The organism is Paenibacillus pinistramenti (assembly GCF_005869875.1).
In the GTDB taxonomy this organism is placed as follows: Bacteria; Bacillota; Bacilli; order Paenibacillales; family Paenibacillaceae; genus Fontibacillus; species Fontibacillus pinistramenti.
The window spans coordinates 80,257-98,279 of record NZ_VAWG01000012.1; the positions used below are offsets into that span (position 1 = coordinate 80,257).

Here is an 18,023-nt window from a genome sequence, read left to right on the forward strand (position 1 = left end):
ATTCATGCTTAAATTTAAACGGCTAATCCCGTTATTGGTTCTTGCACTTGTACTAATTCTGTCCGCTTGCGGAAATTCCGCTTCAAACGAAGGAAATCCCGCTGCCTCAACCGGAACGGACCTCAGCAGCAATTCAAGCAGCAATTCAAGCTCGGCTGATTCATCCGGCTCCTCAACGTCAAATTCTTCGAATACGGATGCCAGCCTATCCTCAACTTCTGACAAAGCCGATCAAATTCTGGCCAGCAACCCGAATGCCAGAATAGCGTCCATTTCCATTCATATTACAAACGATCTTCTGGCGATCGGTATTACGCCTGTAGGTTCAGTAATCGGGGGGGACGTTAAGGATTTCCTTCCCCATGTGAAGGATTTGCTGCAGGATGCCGACAAATACGGCACAGTCACTGATCCGGACATGGAGGCCATTCTAGCCTCCAAGCCTGACGTTATTTTTCTGGATGAAAATTATTCTGGCAAAGATATCGCCAAATTCGAGCAGATCGCCCCTACTCTTACCATAAATACAGCCGAAGGCACATGGCAGGAGCAGCTGACCGAAATCGCCAAACATGCCGGCCGTGCGCAGCAGGCAGAGGAGTTTATTCAAAATTATACTAGCAAGGCAGAAAAGGTAAGCCAGCTTATTCACGCCGAGCTCGGCGACAACGCCAAAGTCATGGCGATCCGTTCTACCGCCAAAGAGCTTCGTGTGATGGGCATGGGCCATCCGCTAGGTCCGATTATGTTTGATGAATTAAAGCTGGTTCCGGCAAATGGAGTCGAGAAGATCAACAAAGCTTACGAAACGGTCTCCCAAGAGGTCCTTCCCGATTATGACGCCGATGCCATATTTGTTATTATCAGCACCGGAAGCACAGCCAAAGCCAACTTTGAAGCCCTTGAATCCAATCCGCTTTGGGAGAACCTTAAAGCCGTCAAAAATAATCACGTCTACATCCTGGACGGTCAAAAATGGCTGGACTATTCGGCTTTAGGGCAGGATATGGCACTTGATGATGCTGAAAAGCTGTTTAGCAGCGCCAAATAAAAAGTAGTCCGCGAATGTGTTCCCTATAAGAAGGAGCTAATTTAGCATGAAAAAACCTGAAGCTATCCGCTCAGGTTTTTTCATTTTTCTAGAAGAGTGCCCCGCCCTTTGGACAACCTCATGAAAATTTTAGGGAATTTCATCATTTTACATTCAAGTTGCTGTATTTACATAAAAACTATGCTAATATACGTTTGTTTATTAAGCATTTGATAGGGTCGTCCGTTGGAATAGAGGATTTTCTGACAGCATGTTTCAGGCAAAATTTTAATTGAGAAGGTGTCCATTTGGAAAGCACGGTCGTGGATAGTCAGTCAGCCGCCGAGAAGAAGAAATTTAATATGTTCCGTTTGACCTGGCCTATATTTCTAGAGCTTCTGCTGTTTACCCTGATGGGCAGCGTGGATACGTTTATGATCAGCTCGGTATCCGACGATGCCGTTGCCGGCGTCGGCGCTGCCAATCAAATTATTTGGATCGCCATTCTCGTTCTGGAGGTAATCGGGAATGGAGCCGCTATCGTAGTGGCCCAGTACCTAGGTTCGAAAAAGACCGTCGAGGCCGCCCAGGTCACGGCCAATGCCATCACGATCAATCTGGCCGTCGGCCTGGTCCTCAGCGCCGTCTTCCTGCTGTCTGGCGGCCACATGCTGAAGCTGATGCATGTAAATGGCGCCATTCTGGATTACGCGTCCGATTATATTCAGATCGTTGGCGGGGGGATTTTTCTGCAGGCCCTGATCAACGCGCTGTCTGCCACCATCCGGACACACGGATTTACGAAGCAGACGATGATTGTCTCGCTGCTCATGAACGTCTTTCACGTGGCGGGCAACTATGTCCTGATTTACGGCCATTTCGGCTTCCCGGCCATGGGAGTTCAGGGGGCGGCGATCTCCACCGTATTCAGCCGCTTTGTCTGCCTGATCATCTTCTTCTGGCTGCTCTACCGGGTCATGGAGGTCCGGGTGCGGTTTCATTATTACTTGAATCTGTCTAAGCTGTATATCGCCAAAATTTTAAAAATCGGCATCCCTTCCGCCTTTGAAAGCATCGTGTATCAGATGTGCCAGCTGACTTTTACGATGTACGTCACCTATCTCGGAGCGGAAGCAATGGCTACGCGCCAATACGCCGTAAATATTTCTTCCTATATCTATTTGTTCAGCATGGCGATCGGAATGGGCACCGCCATCATCGTCGGCCACTATGTCGGATCCAGACGCCAGCAGGACGCCTATACAAAAGTGTTCCAGAGCGTCAAATGGGCGCTGGCCGCCACCATTATCGTTGATTTGATCATCATCGCTTTCCGTATCCCTCTGTTCCACCTGTTCACGGATGACCAGGCGATTATTAAGCTGGGCGCCCAGGTGCTGCTGCTCAGCATCGTGCTGGAGACCGGCCGAACGGTGAATATCGTCATTATCAACTCCCTGCGGGCCTCGGGTGACGCAAAGTTTCCGGTGTACATGGGACTGATCTCCATGGTGTGCATGTCGCTGCCGCTCGGCTACCTGCTGGTGTTCCAGCTCCATCTCGGATTAGCCGGCATTTGGCTGGCAATCGCAGCCGACGAATGGACGCGGGCCGTCATTATGTACTTCCGCTGGCGCAGCCGGGCATGGGAAAATTATTCGCTCGTCGACCACGACTCTCCTGCGGACCAAACCCAGCATGCCGCTCCGGCTACCGGTTAATGGAATTACGCGGGTCAAGCAGGCTGCTCAAACCGTCTGCCGCGCTCCGGCAAAGAAGAGGGTGTCCCCGTCATTATATGACAATGGGGACACCCTCTTCGCTCTACCCTGTACTTATGGCTCGATTATAGTGATAACTGATATGGGCTTCTGATTATCAAAAAAAGGGCTATGGAACAAGCTTTTTCCACTGTATAATGTATATACTATAGCATATACATTTGGAGGTCCACAGGTGTTTACTGATGAAGAGGATCTTTTCATTTAGGATGATCACAATATCGATCATATAGCCCGGCACGATGTTCTCCCCGAGGAAGCCGAGGAAGCATTCTGGGATGAAGAACGAATTCCGTTTCATGCCCATAGCGGCCACCGGGGTATTATCGGAGCCACCGATGAAGGACGGCGCTTAGTTGTCATTTTTGTCAAAAAGGAAGGATCCCGCATCCGGGTGGATTACGGCTCGCAATGCCGAACCCGCTGAAAAACGACTCTATAACAAAAGGAGGTCATTATGATGAAGCAAATTACATCCAGAGATGAAATACCAGCGAATATGACCGAACAGGAAGCCGCCGAGTTCTGGGATACTCATACGATGAGCAGCGAACTGCTTGAAGCCTCTTTAAGTGAGGATGATTTACCGCGCCGGAATAACCGCACTAAAACCATCTCCATCCGCCTGGAGCATGACTTACTCAAACGCATCCAGGAACTCGCATCGGAAAAACAAATGGGATATCAGACGCTCATGAAGCAGTTTTTAATCGAACGTGTATATGAAGAAGAGAAATCGGCCCGTTAAACAAAATTTTCAAAATCCCCCAAACAAGAAATGAACAAAAGATCCCTCTTCTTCACGGTAATAGCCGGTGGTACTTCAATTTTACCCAAGAGGGGTTTCTTTTTGTTTAGGATAAAGAAGAGGGTGTCCCCGTCATTTGTATGACACTGGGGACACCCTCTTCTACCCGTCTGTTCATGCTTATTTATGCAACCTGGCTATCGGTCTACCGGACGCCCGCTCCGGCCCCGGCAGGCTCGCGGTGCCGTTCCGCACGGTTGCGGCCGAGCCTCTTAGCGTTGTACAGCGCTCTGTCGCTAAGCTGATAAAGCATTGAAGCGTTAAGGTGCCTGCTGGCCGGTATCGTGACGATTCCCAGGCTGATCGTATAAGGAATCCGGCTTTCCAACGCGCTCTGGAGCGCTATGTGTGTTCGCAGCTGCTCAGCCAGGCTGTCCGATTCCACGGCGCTGAGCCCCGGCAGCAGAACGGCGAACTCATCGCCGCCGTACCTTCCAAAGATGCCCCTGCCCTGCACCAGCCGCTGGACGGCGGCCGTCATTTCCTGCAGCACGCGGTCTCCCGTTTCATGCCCGTAGGTATCATTAATCCGCTTATAATGGTCTATATCAAACAGGATAAAGGAAACCGGCTCCTGGCTCTTGGTCAAGCTTTCAATGCTCTTCTGCGTTCTTTCAATAAAAGTCCGGCGGTTGAGCGCACCGGTCAAATCATCGTAGCTGGCAAGTCTCACCAGCTTGTCATCCGCCTGCTCCTTCGAGAGCAGAATAAACCCGATATTGCCGACCAGCATCATGAAGAAGATGGAAAAATAAGTGACAAGCTGATACGGACTCGGCCCGGACACCATACTCATTTCGCTTGTCATCCAGACTGCGAGAACAGACCTGGCCAGCAGGAGAATTCCTACCAGGCCGTACATGACACTCAGCGTCTTCTTCAGCGCAGAGGCTCCTTTATCCTTTGCCAGCTTGACGGCCGGATAAGCGATGTACATCGCGGTCACCAGGGAAGCGAAGCTGATCCGCAGCCACTCGGCATTGTAAGCGGCGTAAATGATCAAATAGCCGCCTATACCTGCAGCCGTAAGCAGGGCCATAAACCGGGCTACCCTCCGGTTCATTCCGTCTATGGCGAGCAGCAGAGCGCTAATCTCCAGGCAGCTGGCCGCGAACAGGATCAAGTTGGGCAGCACCACCCCGATGACATCCGGCAGTCCCAGCCGGAAAGCGGACAAGGCCCAGATCAGCACCTGCAGCCATTTGGAGATGCTGAACAAGCGGATAACCGCGTCCTGCATAAATTTGATGCGGTATGCGGTAATTAGAATCATGGTGCATAAATGTCCTAAAGCAACCAGAATAAAGACGGTTTTCATATCCAAAGCAACAACCATAACAGACAGCATCCTATCCTATTGTGAATAATTGAGTTCTCTATGTATGAAGAGCGGCAACGGATGACTGACTAAAGAGGCCGAATATCTTACCATATTATACATGTATCCCCACCGGCAGGGTAGCCTAAAAAAGAAATGCCGCCCCCTTGAAAGAACGTATGTTTCTATATACGATTAGGAAGGATTGTTTTTCAGACAGGCTGCATTAACCAAAGCGAAAGGAGTGTTCCTAAATGTCAGGAGAAAGGACAGCAGGAGAAACCGCACGAAGGGCTGGGGCGCTTGGCAAGTACCGGACGATTCTGGGCAGGTACGTGCTGCCTCAGCGGAAATTAATGCTTGGACTCACCCTGCTATTATTCATGTCAATCGGCCTGCAGCTGGTCAACCCGCAGATTATCCGCTATTTCATTGATAATGCCCAGGGCTCAGGCAGTCTGCGGCCGCTGTATACGGCAGCTATTTTATTTATCGGCTTCTCGGTCGTTCAGCAGATCGTATCTGTGAGCGCCGCTTATTTGAGTGAAAATCTTGGCTGGAAGACCACCAACAAGCTGCGCGCCGATTTGGCGGAGCACTGCTTGTCTCTGGACATGTCCTTCCACAAAACCCAGACCTCGGGCTCCCTGATCGAGCGAGTCGACGGGGATGTCAACGCGCTGGCCAACTTCTTCTCCAGCTTTATCATTCACATGGCCGGCAACGCGATGCTGATGCTCGGCATTCTGATCCTGCTGTTCCGGGAAAATCTCTGGGTCGGCCTGGTCATGACCGCCTTTGTAATCGGAGCCATACTCCTGATCCAGTGGATCCGGAAATTCACCGTTCCGGTATGGACCAAGTGGCGGGCGCTGAGCGCGGAATTTTACGGATTTATCGGCGAGCATCTGGAAGGCACCGAAGACACACGCGCCAATGGCGCAGCGGGGTATGTAATGAACCGCTATTACGGTTTAACCCGGCGGATGCTGCCGGTACGGATCAGAGCCTTCTTCGGCTTCTTCCTTATGTGGGGCACGACGATCTTCGTGTTCGCAGTCGGCAACGCCGCAGCCTTTATCGTCTGCGCGGTGCTGTGGCGGCACGGAGCGCTGTCCATCGGCGGCATTTATATGGTGTTCTATTATACGGAGCTGCTTGCCAAGCCTATTGAACAAATCCGGACCCAGCTGGAAGATCTGCAAAAAGCCGATGCCAGCCTTGTCCGCGTCCAAAATCTGCTCGAAACAGAGCCCCTGATCAAGGACGGCCCCGGCGCGCCGCTGCCAAAAGGCCCGCTTGGCGTACATATCCAGAATCTCAGCTTCGCCTATGAGCCGGAGGAGGCTCCGACCCTGCAGCAGCTGGATTTCAGGCTGGAGCCCGGGCAGACGCTGGGGCTTCTGGGACGTACAGGCAGCGGAAAGTCGACGCTTGCCCGGCTGCTGCTCCGCTTCTACGATCCGCAGCACGGCGCGGTCAGACTCGGCGGCACGGACATCCGCCAGTGCAGGCTGCACGAGCTGCGGAGCTCGGTAGCGATGGTGACCCAGAACATCGAGATTATGGAGGGGACCGTCCGCGACAACCTGACCCTGTTTGACGACCGGATTCCGGATGAACGGATCATGGCCGTTCTGGTGGAGGTCGGTCTGGGCGAATGGTTCAGAGGCATGGCGGACGGACTGGATACGCAGCTCGCCTCGGGCGGCGGCAGCTTGTCCGCCGGCGAAGCCCAGCTGCTGGCCTTTGCCCGGGTGTTCCTGACTGACCCGGGACTGGTTATTTTGGATGAGGCGTCATCGCGGCTTGATCCCCTGACTGAAAGCCGGATCGAAGCGGCCATTACTAAACTGCTGCAGGAGCGTACCTGCATCATTATTGCCCACAGGCTGTCCACGGTGCAGCGTGCGGACCGGATTCTTATTCTGGAGGACGGCCGCATACTGGAAGAAGGTCCGCGCCGAGAGCTGGCGGACAATCCCGATTCCCGCTTCAGCCGGATGCTGGCCGTCGGACTTGAGGAGGTGCTGGCGTGAAGGCGAGACAATTTTTCACAAGGCTGCTGACGCTTCATCCGGTTCTATACCTGGCTAACCTTGTGGCCTGGACACTGGTGCATATGTCCCTGCTGATTCCGGGCCTTATTACGAAACGGTACTTCGACCAGCTGGAAAATCACGGCCACTACGGCTACGCCGTCTGGGGCCTTGCCGCCCTGCTGATCGGCGCCGCCCTCGGCCGGATGGGCGTGATCGCCATCGGCTTCCTGACGGACGTGCATTACCGCTTCCGCATCAGCATGCTGCTGCGCCGCAACATGCTCGCGCATGTGCTGAATGAGCCCGGCGCGAGAGCGATTCCCTGCTCGCCGGGCGAAGCGATCAGCAACTTCCGCGACGATATTGATCAGACGGAAGAAGCCGTCAGCTGGTCGGTCGATTCACTCGGGCTGGTCGGGTTCGCCATCGTTGCGGGCTATATTTTGACCTCGATCGACGCCCAGATGACCCTGTTTGTGTTTGTGCCGCTCGTGCTCGTCGTGGCCGCCGCGCAAATCGCTACGGCCCGGATTCAGAAGTACCGCGCGGCCAGCCGCGAAGCGACCGCCAGGGTGACCAGCTCGATCAGCGAAATGTTCGCTAATGTGCAGGCCATTCAGGTGGCCGGGGCCGAATCCCGCGTTGTGCGCCGCTTTGTGGAGCTTAGCGACGAGCGCCGTCAGACAATGGTGAAGGATAAGCTCCTTACGGAGACTCTGTCCTCGGTGTTCACCAATTCGGTCAATTTAGGGACCGGAGCCATCCTGCTGCTGGCCGGCTACAAAATGCGCAGCGGCAGTTTCACCGTCGGCGATTTGTCGCTGTTCGTCTATTATTTAACGTTCGTGACCCAGCTGATCTCCAATCTGGGCAACTTCATGACCTACTACAAGCAAATGACCGTCAGCTTCGGGCGGCTGAAAAATATGCTGCAGGGCGCCTCCGCCTCCCTGCTGACAGCTGCCGCTTACACCGGCGTCGGCAAGCCGGGCCGGGATTGGGACCGGCAGGAGCAGCGCCGCAAGCGGGAGCAAGCTGCGGCAGGTGCTGGCACCGCCGGCGGGGCAAGTGATAGCCCCCGCATCGGGGTGCGTAACTCGGCAGGTGCTGAAGCGCGGCATGGAGCCGTTGCCGTTCAAACCACTCAAGCGTCGGCAGGTTCAACGCCTGGCGCCGCCGCCAAGACCGAGCCCCTTCACCGGCTTGAAGTCCGGGGCCTGTCCTACCTGTACCCCGAAACAGGACGCGGCATTCAGGGGATTGACCTTGAGCTGCAGCGCGGGTCCTTTACCGTCGTAACCGGCATGATCGGCTCCGGCAAGACGACGCTGCTGCGCGCCCTGCTCGGCCTGCTGCCGGCCGATGCCGGCGAGATCCGCTGGAACGGCCAGCGGGTGGCCTCACCGGCCGATTTCTTCGTGCCGCCGCACAGCGCTTATACGGCGCAGATTCCGCGGCTGTACAGCGATAAGCTGCGCGACAACATCCTGCTCGGCCTGCCGCCTGAGCAGAGCGACCTGACCGGCGCGCTGCACGCCGCCGTCATGGAGGAGGACGTCGCCCGGCTGGAGCACGGGCTCGACACCGTCGTCGGGCCGCGCGGCGTCAAGCTGTCCGGCGGCCAGGCGCAGCGCACCGCGGCCGCGCGGATGCTGGTCCGCGACGCCGAGCTCTATGTCTTCGACGACCTGTCCAGCGCGCTGGACGTCGAGACGGAGCGCCGGCTGTGGGAGCGCCTGTTCCGCCAGCGCGGCGAGGCGACCTGCCTCGTGGTTTCGCACCGCAAAACCGCGCTGGCCCACGCCGACCGCATCATCGTGCTGAAGAACGGCACGATCGAGGCCTCCGGCACAGCCGAGGAGCTGCTGGCGTTAAGCGAGAGCTTCCGCCAGCTGTGGTACGGGGAAGAAGCCGGCGATGATTCTGCCGGCTGATGCGCCGGCCGTTAGAGCTGAGAACCAGCGATAAACGCGCTCCACAAGAAAGGGCTGCCACAAGGCAGCCCTGAATTATTTTTACGATAATACAGTCTTAGCATATTCCTTCGCGGCAGCTTCCAAAGCTTCATCGGAAATCGCCATCGCACCATTCACAATAAAATAGGGAAGCAGCTTCGTACCAATCAGGTTGCTTGTCGCTTCTAGTGGTCTTAACAATTCCTCCATGGTGAATTTATTCATGCCCCCGTGCTGATAGCTTTCTTTAGGACTGCCTGTGGTGAGGGCAAGGAGCAGCTCTTTGCCGTGCAGCTTTACACCGCCGCTTCCATATGCCCAGCCGTAGGTAAGAACAAGATCCTCCCATTTCTTAAGAAGCGGTGGTGTGCTGTACCAGTAGAACGGAAATTGAAAGACAATGCGGTCATGCTCCAGGAGCAGCTGCTGCTCCCGCTCAACATCGATCTGCTCAGTCGGATACGCTTCGTACAGATTATGAATGGTAACGTCCGATTTGCCTTCCAATTCTTGAACCAAACGCTTATTTGCACGGGACTGCTCAAAATTCGGATGTACAACCATAACTAAAGTTTTCATCGTTCAGCCTTCTTTCTTTGAAGTAATTTAAACTGAAACCGAATTGGTTACTGTAATCAGTTTAGTTTTAGTAAGACGAAACGTCAAGTTATTTTTTAAAAAAAGAGTTTGACGACAGGTGAATTCTCCTTTTGCAGCGGCGCATGATATACTGGATCAAAGAGTATTTATCAAAGTGAGGTAATTACTATGTCTGTGGGCTGGTTTCCTATAGCCGTGCATGCATTGGCTTTACTATCAACCTCTGAAGAAGGATATTCAAGCGCCTACATTGCGTCAAGCGTGAATACTCACTCTGTCTTTCTGCGAAGGGTCCTGGCGAAGCTCGTCAAAAGCGGGCTGCTCGAAACCAAAGAAGGCAGCGGCGGCGGATATCGTTTGGTGAAGCCCGCACATGAAATTACGCTTGCAGAGGTGTACCGTTCGCTTGAAGGCGACTCCTTTATTTCCTTGAGCCCCGCTGAACCGAATGAAAATTGTCCGGTAGGTTCCGGAATTCGGCCTGCCTTTCAAGAGGTTATTAGTAACGTTGACCGTTTGGTCCTGCAGCAGCTGGAGGATATAACAATTGATCAGGTTGCAGAAAGCGCGATCCTGCACGGGAAACAAAAGAACGCTAATAAACAATAAAACGGAATCTAACTCGAGGTTAGGTTCCGTTTTATTGTTTGTGGATCGGTTCAGGAAAAGAAATCCGAAATAAAATAGCCATTCTACATAAGACGACAACTTCTATTATTGAATGAATTTGGCAAGAAAGGTATACTTTTTATAGTACTTTTTACATAGGACAATCGTCCAGATAACATCGGATGTCACACAGTCTTTAATTGAGGAAAGGAGTTTCACCCTTATTATGCCCATTCAGGTTATAGTCGTCGATCCTTATCAGCTGGTCAGAAGGGGAATCACCTCGATTTTGGAAGGGGAACCAAACGTTAACGTATGCGGAGAAGCGGCCGACCGGAGAGAGGCCTTGAACCTCATCCAGATCCACAAGCCCCATATTTGCATTATGAATAACCGGATTAATCAGCAGAATGGTCTCGATGTGATTGAGAAGCTGAAGAAGGACGGGGCGGGTTGCCGGTTCATTTATTTGACATCAAACATGAAGCCTTCCGAGCTCCAGCAGGCGCTTATGCTGGGAATTGAAGGGATTATTCCGAAGGAAGCCCTGCCGGAAGAGCTGCTGTTTGCGGTCGGTATGATCGGACGGGGCCGCAAATATTTTGACTATGACTTCATGGAATCCAAGCTTCTGGAAGGCTTCCAGAAGAACGACTGCCATTTGACGCCTAAAGAGCAGGAAGTGCTGCAGATGCTGAGCGAGGGTTTGTCCAACAAGGAAATCGCCTCCCGCCTGTATATTACTGACTACACGGTCAAGAAGCATGTCAGCCAAATTTTGTCCAAGCTTGATCTGCCTGACCGGACCAAAGCCGCCTTGTATTATCACAATCAGGGTCTGCGGGAGAACGTCACTGTGTAGATAGCAGACTAACCAGCAGGCCAAACCTGCGCTTCATTATTTTAAAAAGTTTAAAAAAACGGGCCAGCCGGCTATCCGGTCTGGCCCTCTTTCCTGATGCTGCAGTAGATTGGGTTACTGCTTTAAAGGTTTGGCAATAGCGGACCAAGGGATCAGCTTCATAATTGTGTAGCCTTTGATTTCGCTTGTCTGGACAAGCCCGAGCTCGCTGCTTCTGCTGTCAAGGCTTTCGCCCGGCGTACGGTTGTCGCCCATGACGAACACTTCGTGTTTGCCGACAAGCACCTCCGGCATATCGTCAGGCATGCCCGAGGTATAGAGCTCAGGCAGCGCTTCGCCGTTCTTGTACACTACCCCGCCCTGAATGACAATGCGGTCACCTTCCACCCCGATCACTCTTTTGATTAACTCATAAGAGAGCTTGTGGCTCTTGACGATCACGACATCCCCATATTCGGGCTTGCCCGTATAGACAGATAATTTATTGATGAGCAGAATATCGCTGCTGTTTAGAGTAGGCTGCATGGAATGGCCGGATACCCGGCTCAAACCCACCACGTGCGTGATGAGGAAATAGATGATGCCCAGGTAGATGACGAATCTGACCCAGCCCCATACCTCTGATTTCTTGCTCGCCCGGGTCTGTTCCGGTCCCGTGATGGTTCCGGCTGCGCCGGCTGTTGCCTTTTCCATGTTGATCACCCTTCTTGTTGTTTATTGGACTTGTTCATTGAACTGCTATTTAAGGCAGCTCAGGCAGCGGGCTGATGGGCGCCGGCATTGGATTAGGATCAGGGAGAGGCGTCTTGGACGGACTCGCCTGGTCTGAAGGCGCTGGCGCCGGTGCTGAATTAGAACCCGGTGCTGAATCAGAACCCGATGCCGAGTCTGATGCTTCTGTTGGTGCCGGTGTTGGTGCCGGCTCCGGCGTTGGCTGCGGTTCAGGAGAAGCAGACGGATCAGCCTGCTCCGCTGGTGCAGGAGCCGGTGTTGGCGCCGGTGATGCATTCGGGTCTGGCGATGCAGATGGGTCCGCCTGCTCTGCCGGTGCCGGCTGAGCTGCTTCGTCCTGCGGCTCACCGGACGCAGCCGGTGCCGCAGGTTCAGGAGCCGCCGAAGGCTCCGGTACGGCCGGCGGTTCATAGCTCAGATGCGGCGGCACGTAGCTGTCATCCAAATCCTCCATGGCAGCGATGGCGCTGTCCATGATGATTTTTAGCTTGGCTTCCATTTGGGCCTTCTCCTCACTGCTGGAATAGTCTCTGCTGTTGATCAGCTTGTCGACATAAGCCTTAATCGCCGCGATACGCTCGTTCTTCTGCTCTTCGGCATAGCTTTGAAGCTCTGCCGCCTGCTGATCCAGTTTTAAACGTAATTCTTTCTGCAAACGCTCCTTCTGCTGCTCCGTTTCGGAATGAATCGCCAAATCCAGGTCCGAAATCGCGCTGCGGGCCGTCTGATTCGCCCAAGCCTTCATTTTGCCCTTAAGATCGGTGTCGGCAAAGGATAAGCTGGTCGTGACGGCGATCAAAGCGCTTAGAGAAACAATTCCGATCAAAACCCGCTGTTTATTTCTTTTACGATTCGACAAAGTGGCTGTCCGCGCTTTTCTCAACTTCAAGGCCTCCCTCATTTAAATTCATGTGTGCCCGCCTCCGGATTCCAAGAAATACCGGAGCCTCCTTCCCAGAAGAAGGCCCCGGTGCTGCATCTGTTAAAGGATGTATTATTTGTTGATGGAAGCTGCAATAACGTCCAGAGCATCAGTTGCAGTTTTCTGTGCAGTAGCAGCTGCTGTGTCTACATCAGCTTTCTTAGCTTTTACAAGATCATCAGCATATTGGGTAAGCTGTGTTCTCAAAGCTTCGATTTGCCCGTTAATGTGTTCACGGATAGCTTGATCAGCCGTTGCGGCTTGTTCGTTCACAAGGGTTTGAATGGCAGCTTTAGTGTCAGTGATCTTCTTGGTCAACTCATCAGTTGCAGATGTTTGGGCTTGACCGACTTGTGTGTTCACGGCCGCTACGCTTTGAGTGCCTTGAGTGTTCAGGGCTTTGTCCAGATCCCTCTTGGCATAGTCAGCAGCCTGTTTCGCACCTGCGTCAACAGTGTTATTCGTTGTTCCTACGAATTTAGTGAAGTCACCTGCAACGTCGATTTTGTTTGCAGCGCCTTCAATTTGAGATACATAAGTATCCTTTTGGCTGTTTACAGCATCTACAGCAGCTTTGCCTTGTGCTGTGGCTTCATCTTTAACAGCTTGTGTGGAGCCGTTCTTCAGCGTGTTATATTCGGTGTTATATGCGTTCAGCTGTTTGGCATAGTCGGTGGCAACTTTAGTACCAACTTGGGAAGAGGTCTTGGAGAACAGGCTGCTGTACCAGTTTGTGAACTGCTCGCCTGCATCGACACCTGCAAATACAGTGCTCATACCTGCTACCAAACTAACGCCAACTACACCTGCTGCAATTTTGCTCTTCAAAGATTTCAATACCATTTGTCATCTTCTCCTCTTCAATGTTTTATAGTTTGTTTAGGGTAGACTGCGGGAGGTCCGGCTGTTTCCGGCTGTTCCAGAAGGCTGTCGAGCACACTGCCGGCTTCAAGCTCCAGCTGCTCGTCCAATTGTCCGGTCACCTGGCCGGTGTAATTGGCAAACTGCCTGCTGACAGCTCCGTTTCTTCCAAGCAGCTCAGCCCGGGCAGCATCGACCTGCCTGCTGTAGGCTTCCTTCTGCTGATTGAGCTTGCCGCGAATTTGATCCAGCCGCTGGCGCTGATAGTCAAGCAGTTCGGAACGTCCGTCCCTCTGCCCGGCTGCGCTGACTTGCTGTGCCGTCTGATCAAGCTTGGTTTCGCCCTGCTTCAGCTGCTTCTGTGCGATGACCTTAACTGCCTGGTTATAGCTCTTCTGGTACCAGGTTTGCAGCGAATCGCCTGCCTTTGGGGACGCATATGCGATTCCGGTCGTCAGTGCAGCTGTCAGCATCAGCGCCGCGCCTGCACACTGCAGCTTGGTCAACATCAGTCCGCCAGCCTCCTCTCTTGCCCGGTTTATCGTGGGCAGCCCTTGCTTGTAAACCAAGTATAGCTGGAAAGGACTGGGTGATACTTCACCATTTGGTTTAATTTGCATGGTTCTTCCTAGAACCAACTTGGATGCCGCCAGGGTGGCAGCAGGGAACCCGCCTGGACGCTGCTGTTCTACCGCCGGGGGTAGGCCTGTTTCTTCAAGGAACCACCTCCCCTAATCCCAAAGTACCACCTCCCAAATCAGGTAAATTTCAGCCTATTCGCCAAAAAAACAAGCGCCGACGGGCATGTCGGCGCTTGATTGAAGTTCTACTACCTTCGCTGCAGCTCCATGAAGGCAGGGTGAAGATGATTCACCCGAAGCCTGAGGCTGGGAAGGCGGCGGTATTCTTTTTTATTAGGGATTACACATTATATTCGAGCTGCTTATGGTGCCGGCGTATTCGCCGTTTCTGCTTCGTAATAAGCCGTAAAAGAAACATTCGCCGTCAGGATACTGCCCGGCTGCTGGGCGGTCACGATTTCATACGGCTGCTGAAAAGCAAACGAATCTACGCTAACCAGCCGGGGCAGCGTGTTCAGCTGTTTCAGCCAGTCATGGATTTCCGTATAGCCGCCTTCAATGATGCCCGACATTTTGATCTCCTTAAGGCCGGTGATGGATGTCCCGGACAGTCCGGTCCAGGTGGCGGTATCCGCCGGATCCGCAAGCGTGAAGCTGATATCCTTCAGCCTGGCGTGGGAATCATCGCCGATTCTTTGGAGCTCGTTAATCAGACTTTCGCTGTCATCGCCTTTGGGAATGGCCTGAAGAGCCGCTTCTTCCGCCGGGTCTGGCGAAGCTGCCGCTTGCTGCAGTTCGGCTATTTTATTCTCATACAGGGTACGCTCCTCCTGCAGCTGAGCGATCTGGTTGTCCTGATCCGTCACCTTGTGACTCGCCGGCCGGATGGCAAACAGGTAGAAGCCAAACAGAACCAGGAACATCACGAGCAGGCCGAGAACGATGCTTGAGCGGTATTTATTGACCTGTTCCATTACTTTCCCCCTCCCCGTCTGCGGTTTGCTGATTCTGGGCCACAGCAGGTGCATTCATAGAAACCTGATAAACAGCGGAATAACTGCTGACATTGGTGATCAGAGCAGCAGAGGTCTGCGCGGACCCTTCTGTTAATTTGGTAATTGCAGCTGACACCGCAAAGGACATCCCCCGGAGTGCTGTCAGGTAACTTGCACTGTCTTCCATAGCCGTAAAATCGACGGTCAACATCAGGTCGCCATGAAAAGTATAGTTGATGTCCCGGATAACCGCGCCGGCGGGAAGCCTGGACTTCAGCTCATCCAGCACTGCGGCTGCATCAGCACGCTGCCCGGACAAGATCGTGATAATTCCCTGCCGGTCCAGATTTGCCATACCGGACTGCTGTTTATTCAGCTCGGCCAGCTGCAGCTGCAATTCGGTATTGTGGTCCTGCAGCGTACCGATTTTGTCCGCCTGGTCGCGAATCTCTCCGTGCAGAGACGAATTCAAGAAACCGGATCCAATGAAGCCGAGTACCCAAACGACAGCCAATGCTCCTGCAATATAAGGAAAAATAACCGTCTCCCGGTCCTCACGCGGCAGCAGATCCATCGTATCCGGGCCCCGCCCTTTGCCTTTGAGCGCTGCCCCCGCCGCAACCCGGTAATCGTTCAGGTTATAACTGACCTTTACGCCTCCGGCAAGCTGGTCGATGTTAAGCGAGGTAATTGCCAGCTCCGGCAAAGCCGTAAGCAGTTCCTCCTGCAGCTGGTGCCGCAGCTCCGGTGTACCGGTAATGAGCACCTCGGTGATCCGTGTAGAGCCGTCGTGCAAGCTGTACTGGTAGAAGCTGAGCATCCGTGAAATTTCCGCCGTGATTTCGACGATTTGTTCCGGAGTCAGATGATCTTCAGAAGTAGCCGCCGCCTGGGATTCGGACAGCAAAGGCAGGGAGGCTTCCGCAAGCTGCGGTTTCCCGTGATCGAGTTCAATCAAGTCAAGCGTCCGCATAAACACGAGGTGCCCGCTGCGGAACATATCAATATCAACCAAAGACTGCTCCAGATGGATCAGCATCGTTTCATCGAAGGAATGGTTATAACTGGTCATAATACTGCGTGCCAGTGCAGTTGCGGTTACCTCGACGCTGCGGATCTTAAATCCGGCCTCCTCCAGAACGTCGACGTAATCCTGTACCACCTTGCGCGGTGCGGCAAGCAGAATGATCTGGCTTTCTTCTTCGGTTTGCCCTGTGATGACATAGTCATAAACCGGGTTCTCAAACGGCAGATGAAGGCTGGTCTCCACCTCGAGCTTCACAAGCTGGTCGATTTGTTTATCCACTATGGCAGGGATGGTCATTTTGCGGATAATCATTTGCGAAGGCGGGATCGACAAATCCACGGTACCTCCGCGTAAGCCTTCTCTTTTCACCCAACTCTTGAGTTCGGCAGTCAGGGCTTCCTTATCTGCAACCTGATTCTCCACAATCAAACCGGCCGGGAGGGGCAGGAATTTCTTCCCAGGGACCTGTTTCGGGTTCTTATTCTTGAAGTAAATGTAGTGGACGCCCGTCTGTTCAATGGAGACGCCCGCATGTTTATGCCCAAATCCTAACATAAATTGATGTTCCTCCTAACGGATGAGCGCGAGATAACCGCCGATAAGATGGGAGCCGTATGAAAAAGCAAGCAAAGCCCCGGCCGCAAGCCATGGCCCGAACGGTACCGGCTGCCCGCGTTTGACCTTGCCCAGCAGCAGCAGAAGGCCGTAAACACAGCTGCCCAAAGCGCAGGCCAGCAGAAAAGCAAGCACGGTGTCCTTAAACCCGATCACCCAGCCGAGAAGAGCAAACAGCTTGGCGTCGCCCATTCCCATGCCGCCAAACAAAGCCAGCACGAAGATGACAACGCCTCCGCAGATGGCGCCCAGCAGGTGGCTCCACAGCGGCCCGTTCGGTGCAAGCAGCACCAGCAGCACAAGCGGCGGCAGAAAGAACAGCAGCACCTGGTTGGGAATGCGCATGTATTTGAGATCGGACACCGTGATGATAACCGACAAGCTGACCAGCAGCAGGCCGGTCAGTCCTTTAAAGCTAATGCCAAACTCGAGGTAGATCCACAGAAACAACAGGCCCGTCGCCAGCTCGCCAAGCGGGTACAGCAGGGAGACCTTGCTCCCGCAGTGCCGGCATTTGCCCCGGGCCAGCAGCAGGCTGAGCACCGGAATCAGATCGCGCCCGGCCAGCCTTGTTCCGCAGGAAGGGCAATGCGAGGGAGGCGACACCAGCGACTCCTTCACCGGCACCCGCAAGCCCACCACATTGTAGAACGAGCCGAGCACCAGGCCGATCAGCGTGATATAAACGGCAATCACAATCGTCATAGGTCATCGGTTCCAGTCGTTAAATTTTAAAAAAGGAATCGGAAATCCGATTCCTTTTGGGATAAATAAAACTTATGAACCAGAGGGAGCAACAGAAGCAGATGCAGTTGGTGCCGTAGCTCCCAGGACTTGTTTGCTGGTATAGTCTTTTTCTGCATCACCCGTAGTAGTTGTAACCAACGTTACACCATCGAATCCATCGGCATCAAACTTAACTACTGTATTATCGGGACTCAACTCATGTTTGTTGCTAGGAAGATACAGGTCATTATCCAAATATCCGCCATCTTGCAAAACGGAAAGCTTAATGTTTTCGGTAGGTGTCGTTCCATTTGCTTCATTAACGATATAGATCCGCGCAGCATCATAAATTTGTTTAGCAGTCGAAACGTCAGCATCCTTTTTAGACTTATCAAGAATATTCGAAATCATCGGAATCGCAATAACCGCGATGATCCCGATAATGACGATAACCGCCAATAACTCGATCAGCGTAAAGCCTTTTTCATTATTCTCTTTCTTGCCCATTACTTCTCTCAACTTCTGTGCTAACTTCTCAAACATCTTGTTTCCCCCTTAG

At 53.2% G+C, this 18,023-nt stretch carries 17 protein-coding genes; 7 read left to right on the forward strand and 10 right to left on the reverse strand.

What is annotated here, in order from left to right:
- The first annotated feature begins 4 nt into the window (after positions 1–4).
- From FCN15_RS14140 to FCN15_RS14155, 3 genes are all read left to right on the forward strand, one after another.
- The gene (locus FCN15_RS14140; RefSeq protein ID WP_138495643.1) at positions 5–1,051 is read left to right on the forward strand and encodes an ABC transporter substrate-binding protein; all 1,047 of its coding nucleotides are present in this window, start codon (positions 5–7) and stop codon (positions 1,049–1,051) included.
- A 341-nt stretch (positions 1,052–1,392) separates the two neighbouring features.
- Entirely contained in the window at positions 1,393–2,751 is a 1,359-nt protein-coding gene (locus tag FCN15_RS14145; RefSeq protein ID WP_138495671.1) for an MATE family efflux transporter, read from the forward strand.
- Between the two features lie 520 nt (positions 2,752–3,271).
- Positions 3,272–3,559, forward strand: a complete 288-nt coding sequence (locus tag FCN15_RS14155; protein WP_162515364.1) for a CopG family antitoxin — start codon at positions 3,272–3,274, stop codon at positions 3,557–3,559.
- Positions 3,560–3,764: 205 nt separating this feature from the next.
- On the opposite strand, the gene FCN15_RS14160 is transcribed toward FCN15_RS14155, so the two are convergent.
- Entirely contained in the window at positions 3,765–4,955 is a 1,191-nt protein-coding gene (locus FCN15_RS14160) for a GGDEF domain-containing protein (RefSeq protein WP_162515365.1), read from the reverse strand.
- Positions 4,956–5,191: 236 nt separating this feature from the next.
- On the opposite strand from FCN15_RS14160, the gene FCN15_RS14165 reads away from it, so the two are divergent.
- Positions 5,192–6,976, forward strand: a complete 1,785-nt coding sequence (locus FCN15_RS14165; protein WP_138495646.1) for an ABC transporter ATP-binding protein — start codon at positions 5,192–5,194, stop codon at positions 6,974–6,976.
- Positions 6,973–8,913, forward strand: coding sequence for an ATP-binding cassette domain-containing protein (locus FCN15_RS14170; protein ID WP_238996694.1), 1,941 nt, complete (start codon positions 6,973–6,975; stop codon positions 8,911–8,913). The genes FCN15_RS14165 and FCN15_RS14170 overlap by 4 nt, the downstream gene beginning before the upstream one ends.
- An 81-nt stretch (positions 8,914–8,994) precedes the next feature.
- On the opposite strand, the gene FCN15_RS14175 is transcribed toward FCN15_RS14170, so the two are convergent.
- Positions 8,995–9,513 carry an NAD(P)H-dependent oxidoreductase gene (locus tag FCN15_RS14175; RefSeq protein WP_138495647.1) on the reverse strand — a complete coding sequence of 173 codons (519 nt, stop codon included), beginning with the start codon at positions 9,511–9,513 and terminating at the stop codon, positions 8,995–8,997.
- Between the two features lie 189 nt (positions 9,514–9,702).
- Between FCN15_RS14175 and FCN15_RS14180 the strand changes: the two genes are divergently transcribed.
- Both FCN15_RS14180 and FCN15_RS14185 read left to right on the forward strand, forming a co-directional pair.
- The gene (locus FCN15_RS14180; protein ID WP_138495648.1) at positions 9,703–10,143 is read left to right on the forward strand and encodes an Rrf2 family transcriptional regulator; all 441 of its coding nucleotides are present in this window, start codon (positions 9,703–9,705) and stop codon (positions 10,141–10,143) included.
- 226 nt (positions 10,144–10,369) lie between these two features.
- Positions 10,370–11,005 (forward strand): response regulator transcription factor, encoded by a 636-nt coding sequence (locus tag FCN15_RS14185; RefSeq protein ID WP_138495649.1) that lies wholly within the window; start codon positions 10,370–10,372, stop codon positions 11,003–11,005.
- A 114-nt stretch (positions 11,006–11,119) separates the two neighbouring features.
- Here FCN15_RS14185 and lepB read toward each other — a convergent pair whose 3' ends face one another.
- The 8 genes from lepB to FCN15_RS14225 all read right to left on the reverse strand — a co-directional run bounded on the left by lepB (position 11,120) and on the right by FCN15_RS14225 (position 18,007).
- Entirely contained in the window at positions 11,120–11,698 is a 579-nt protein-coding gene (gene lepB / locus FCN15_RS14190) for a signal peptidase I (protein WP_138495650.1), read from the reverse strand.
- 49 nt (positions 11,699–11,747) lie between these two features.
- Positions 11,748–12,620 carry a hypothetical protein gene (locus FCN15_RS19620; protein WP_138495651.1) on the reverse strand — a complete coding sequence of 291 codons (873 nt, stop codon included), beginning with the start codon at positions 12,618–12,620 and terminating at the stop codon, positions 11,748–11,750.
- Positions 12,621–12,731: 111 nt separating this feature from the next.
- Positions 12,732–13,502, reverse strand: a complete 771-nt coding sequence (locus FCN15_RS14200) for a hypothetical protein (RefSeq protein ID WP_138495652.1) — start codon at positions 13,500–13,502, stop codon at positions 12,732–12,734.
- A gap of 17 nt (positions 13,503–13,519) precedes the next feature.
- Positions 13,520–14,029 (reverse strand): hypothetical protein, encoded by a 510-nt coding sequence (locus FCN15_RS14205; protein WP_138495653.1) that lies wholly within the window; start codon positions 14,027–14,029, stop codon positions 13,520–13,522.
- 434 nt (positions 14,030–14,463) lie between these two features.
- Positions 14,464–15,075, reverse strand: coding sequence for a type II secretion system protein GspM (gene gspM / locus FCN15_RS14210; RefSeq protein ID WP_162515366.1), 612 nt, complete (start codon positions 15,073–15,075; stop codon positions 14,464–14,466).
- Positions 15,059–16,678 carry a pilus assembly protein PilM gene (pilM, locus tag FCN15_RS14215; RefSeq protein WP_138495655.1) on the reverse strand — a complete coding sequence of 540 codons (1,620 nt, stop codon included), beginning with the start codon at positions 16,676–16,678 and terminating at the stop codon, positions 15,059–15,061. The genes gspM and pilM overlap by 17 nt, the downstream gene beginning before the upstream one ends.
- A 15-nt stretch (positions 16,679–16,693) precedes the next feature.
- A complete protein-coding gene (locus FCN15_RS14220; protein ID WP_138495656.1) occupies positions 16,694–17,443 on the reverse strand; it encodes a prepilin peptidase in 750 nt (249 codons plus the stop codon).
- 72 nt (positions 17,444–17,515) lie between these two features.
- Positions 17,516–18,007, reverse strand: a complete 492-nt coding sequence (locus FCN15_RS14225) for a type II secretion system protein (RefSeq protein WP_138495657.1) — start codon at positions 18,005–18,007, stop codon at positions 17,516–17,518.
- Positions 18,008–18,023: the final 16 nt, after the last annotated feature.

Excerpts from the sequence above, each read along its gene's own strand:
- FCN15_RS14220 (WP_138495656.1), bottom strand. The coding sequence starts at position 17,443 with ATGACGATTGTGATTGCCGTTTATATCACGCTGATCGGCCTGGTGCTC.
- pilM (WP_138495655.1), bottom strand. The coding sequence starts at position 16,678 with ATGTTAGGATTTGGGCATAAACATGCGGGCGTCTCCATTGAACAGACG.
- FCN15_RS14155 (WP_162515364.1), top strand. The coding sequence starts at position 3,272 with ATGAAGCAAATTACATCCAGAGATGAAATACCAGCGAATATGACCGAA.
- FCN15_RS14140 (WP_138495643.1), top strand. The coding sequence starts at position 5 with ATGCTTAAATTTAAACGGCTAATCCCGTTATTGGTTCTTGCACTTGTA.
- FCN15_RS14160 (WP_162515365.1), bottom strand. The coding sequence starts at position 4,955 with ATGGTTGTTGCTTTGGATATGAAAACCGTCTTTATTCTGGTTGCTTTA.
- FCN15_RS14225 (WP_138495657.1), bottom strand. The coding sequence starts at position 18,007 with ATGTTTGAGAAGTTAGCACAGAAGTTGAGAGAAGTAATGGGCAAGAAA.
- gspM (WP_162515366.1), bottom strand. The coding sequence starts at position 15,075 with ATGGAACAGGTCAATAAATACCGCTCAAGCATCGTTCTCGGCCTGCTC.
- FCN15_RS14180 (WP_138495648.1), top strand. The coding sequence starts at position 9,703 with ATGTCTGTGGGCTGGTTTCCTATAGCCGTGCATGCATTGGCTTTACTA.
- FCN15_RS14145 (WP_138495671.1), top strand. The coding sequence starts at position 1,393 with ATGTTCCGTTTGACCTGGCCTATATTTCTAGAGCTTCTGCTGTTTACC.
- FCN15_RS14165 (WP_138495646.1), top strand. The coding sequence starts at position 5,192 with ATGTCAGGAGAAAGGACAGCAGGAGAAACCGCACGAAGGGCTGGGGCG.
- FCN15_RS14185 (WP_138495649.1), top strand. The coding sequence starts at position 10,370 with ATGCCCATTCAGGTTATAGTCGTCGATCCTTATCAGCTGGTCAGAAGG.
- FCN15_RS14200 (WP_138495652.1), bottom strand. The coding sequence starts at position 13,502 with ATGGTATTGAAATCTTTGAAGAGCAAAATTGCAGCAGGTGTAGTTGGC.
- FCN15_RS14205 (WP_138495653.1), bottom strand. The coding sequence starts at position 14,029 with ATGTTGACCAAGCTGCAGTGTGCAGGCGCGGCGCTGATGCTGACAGCT.
- lepB (WP_138495650.1), bottom strand. The coding sequence starts at position 11,698 with ATGGAAAAGGCAACAGCCGGCGCAGCCGGAACCATCACGGGACCGGAA.
- FCN15_RS14175 (WP_138495647.1), bottom strand. The coding sequence starts at position 9,513 with ATGAAAACTTTAGTTATGGTTGTACATCCGAATTTTGAGCAGTCCCGT.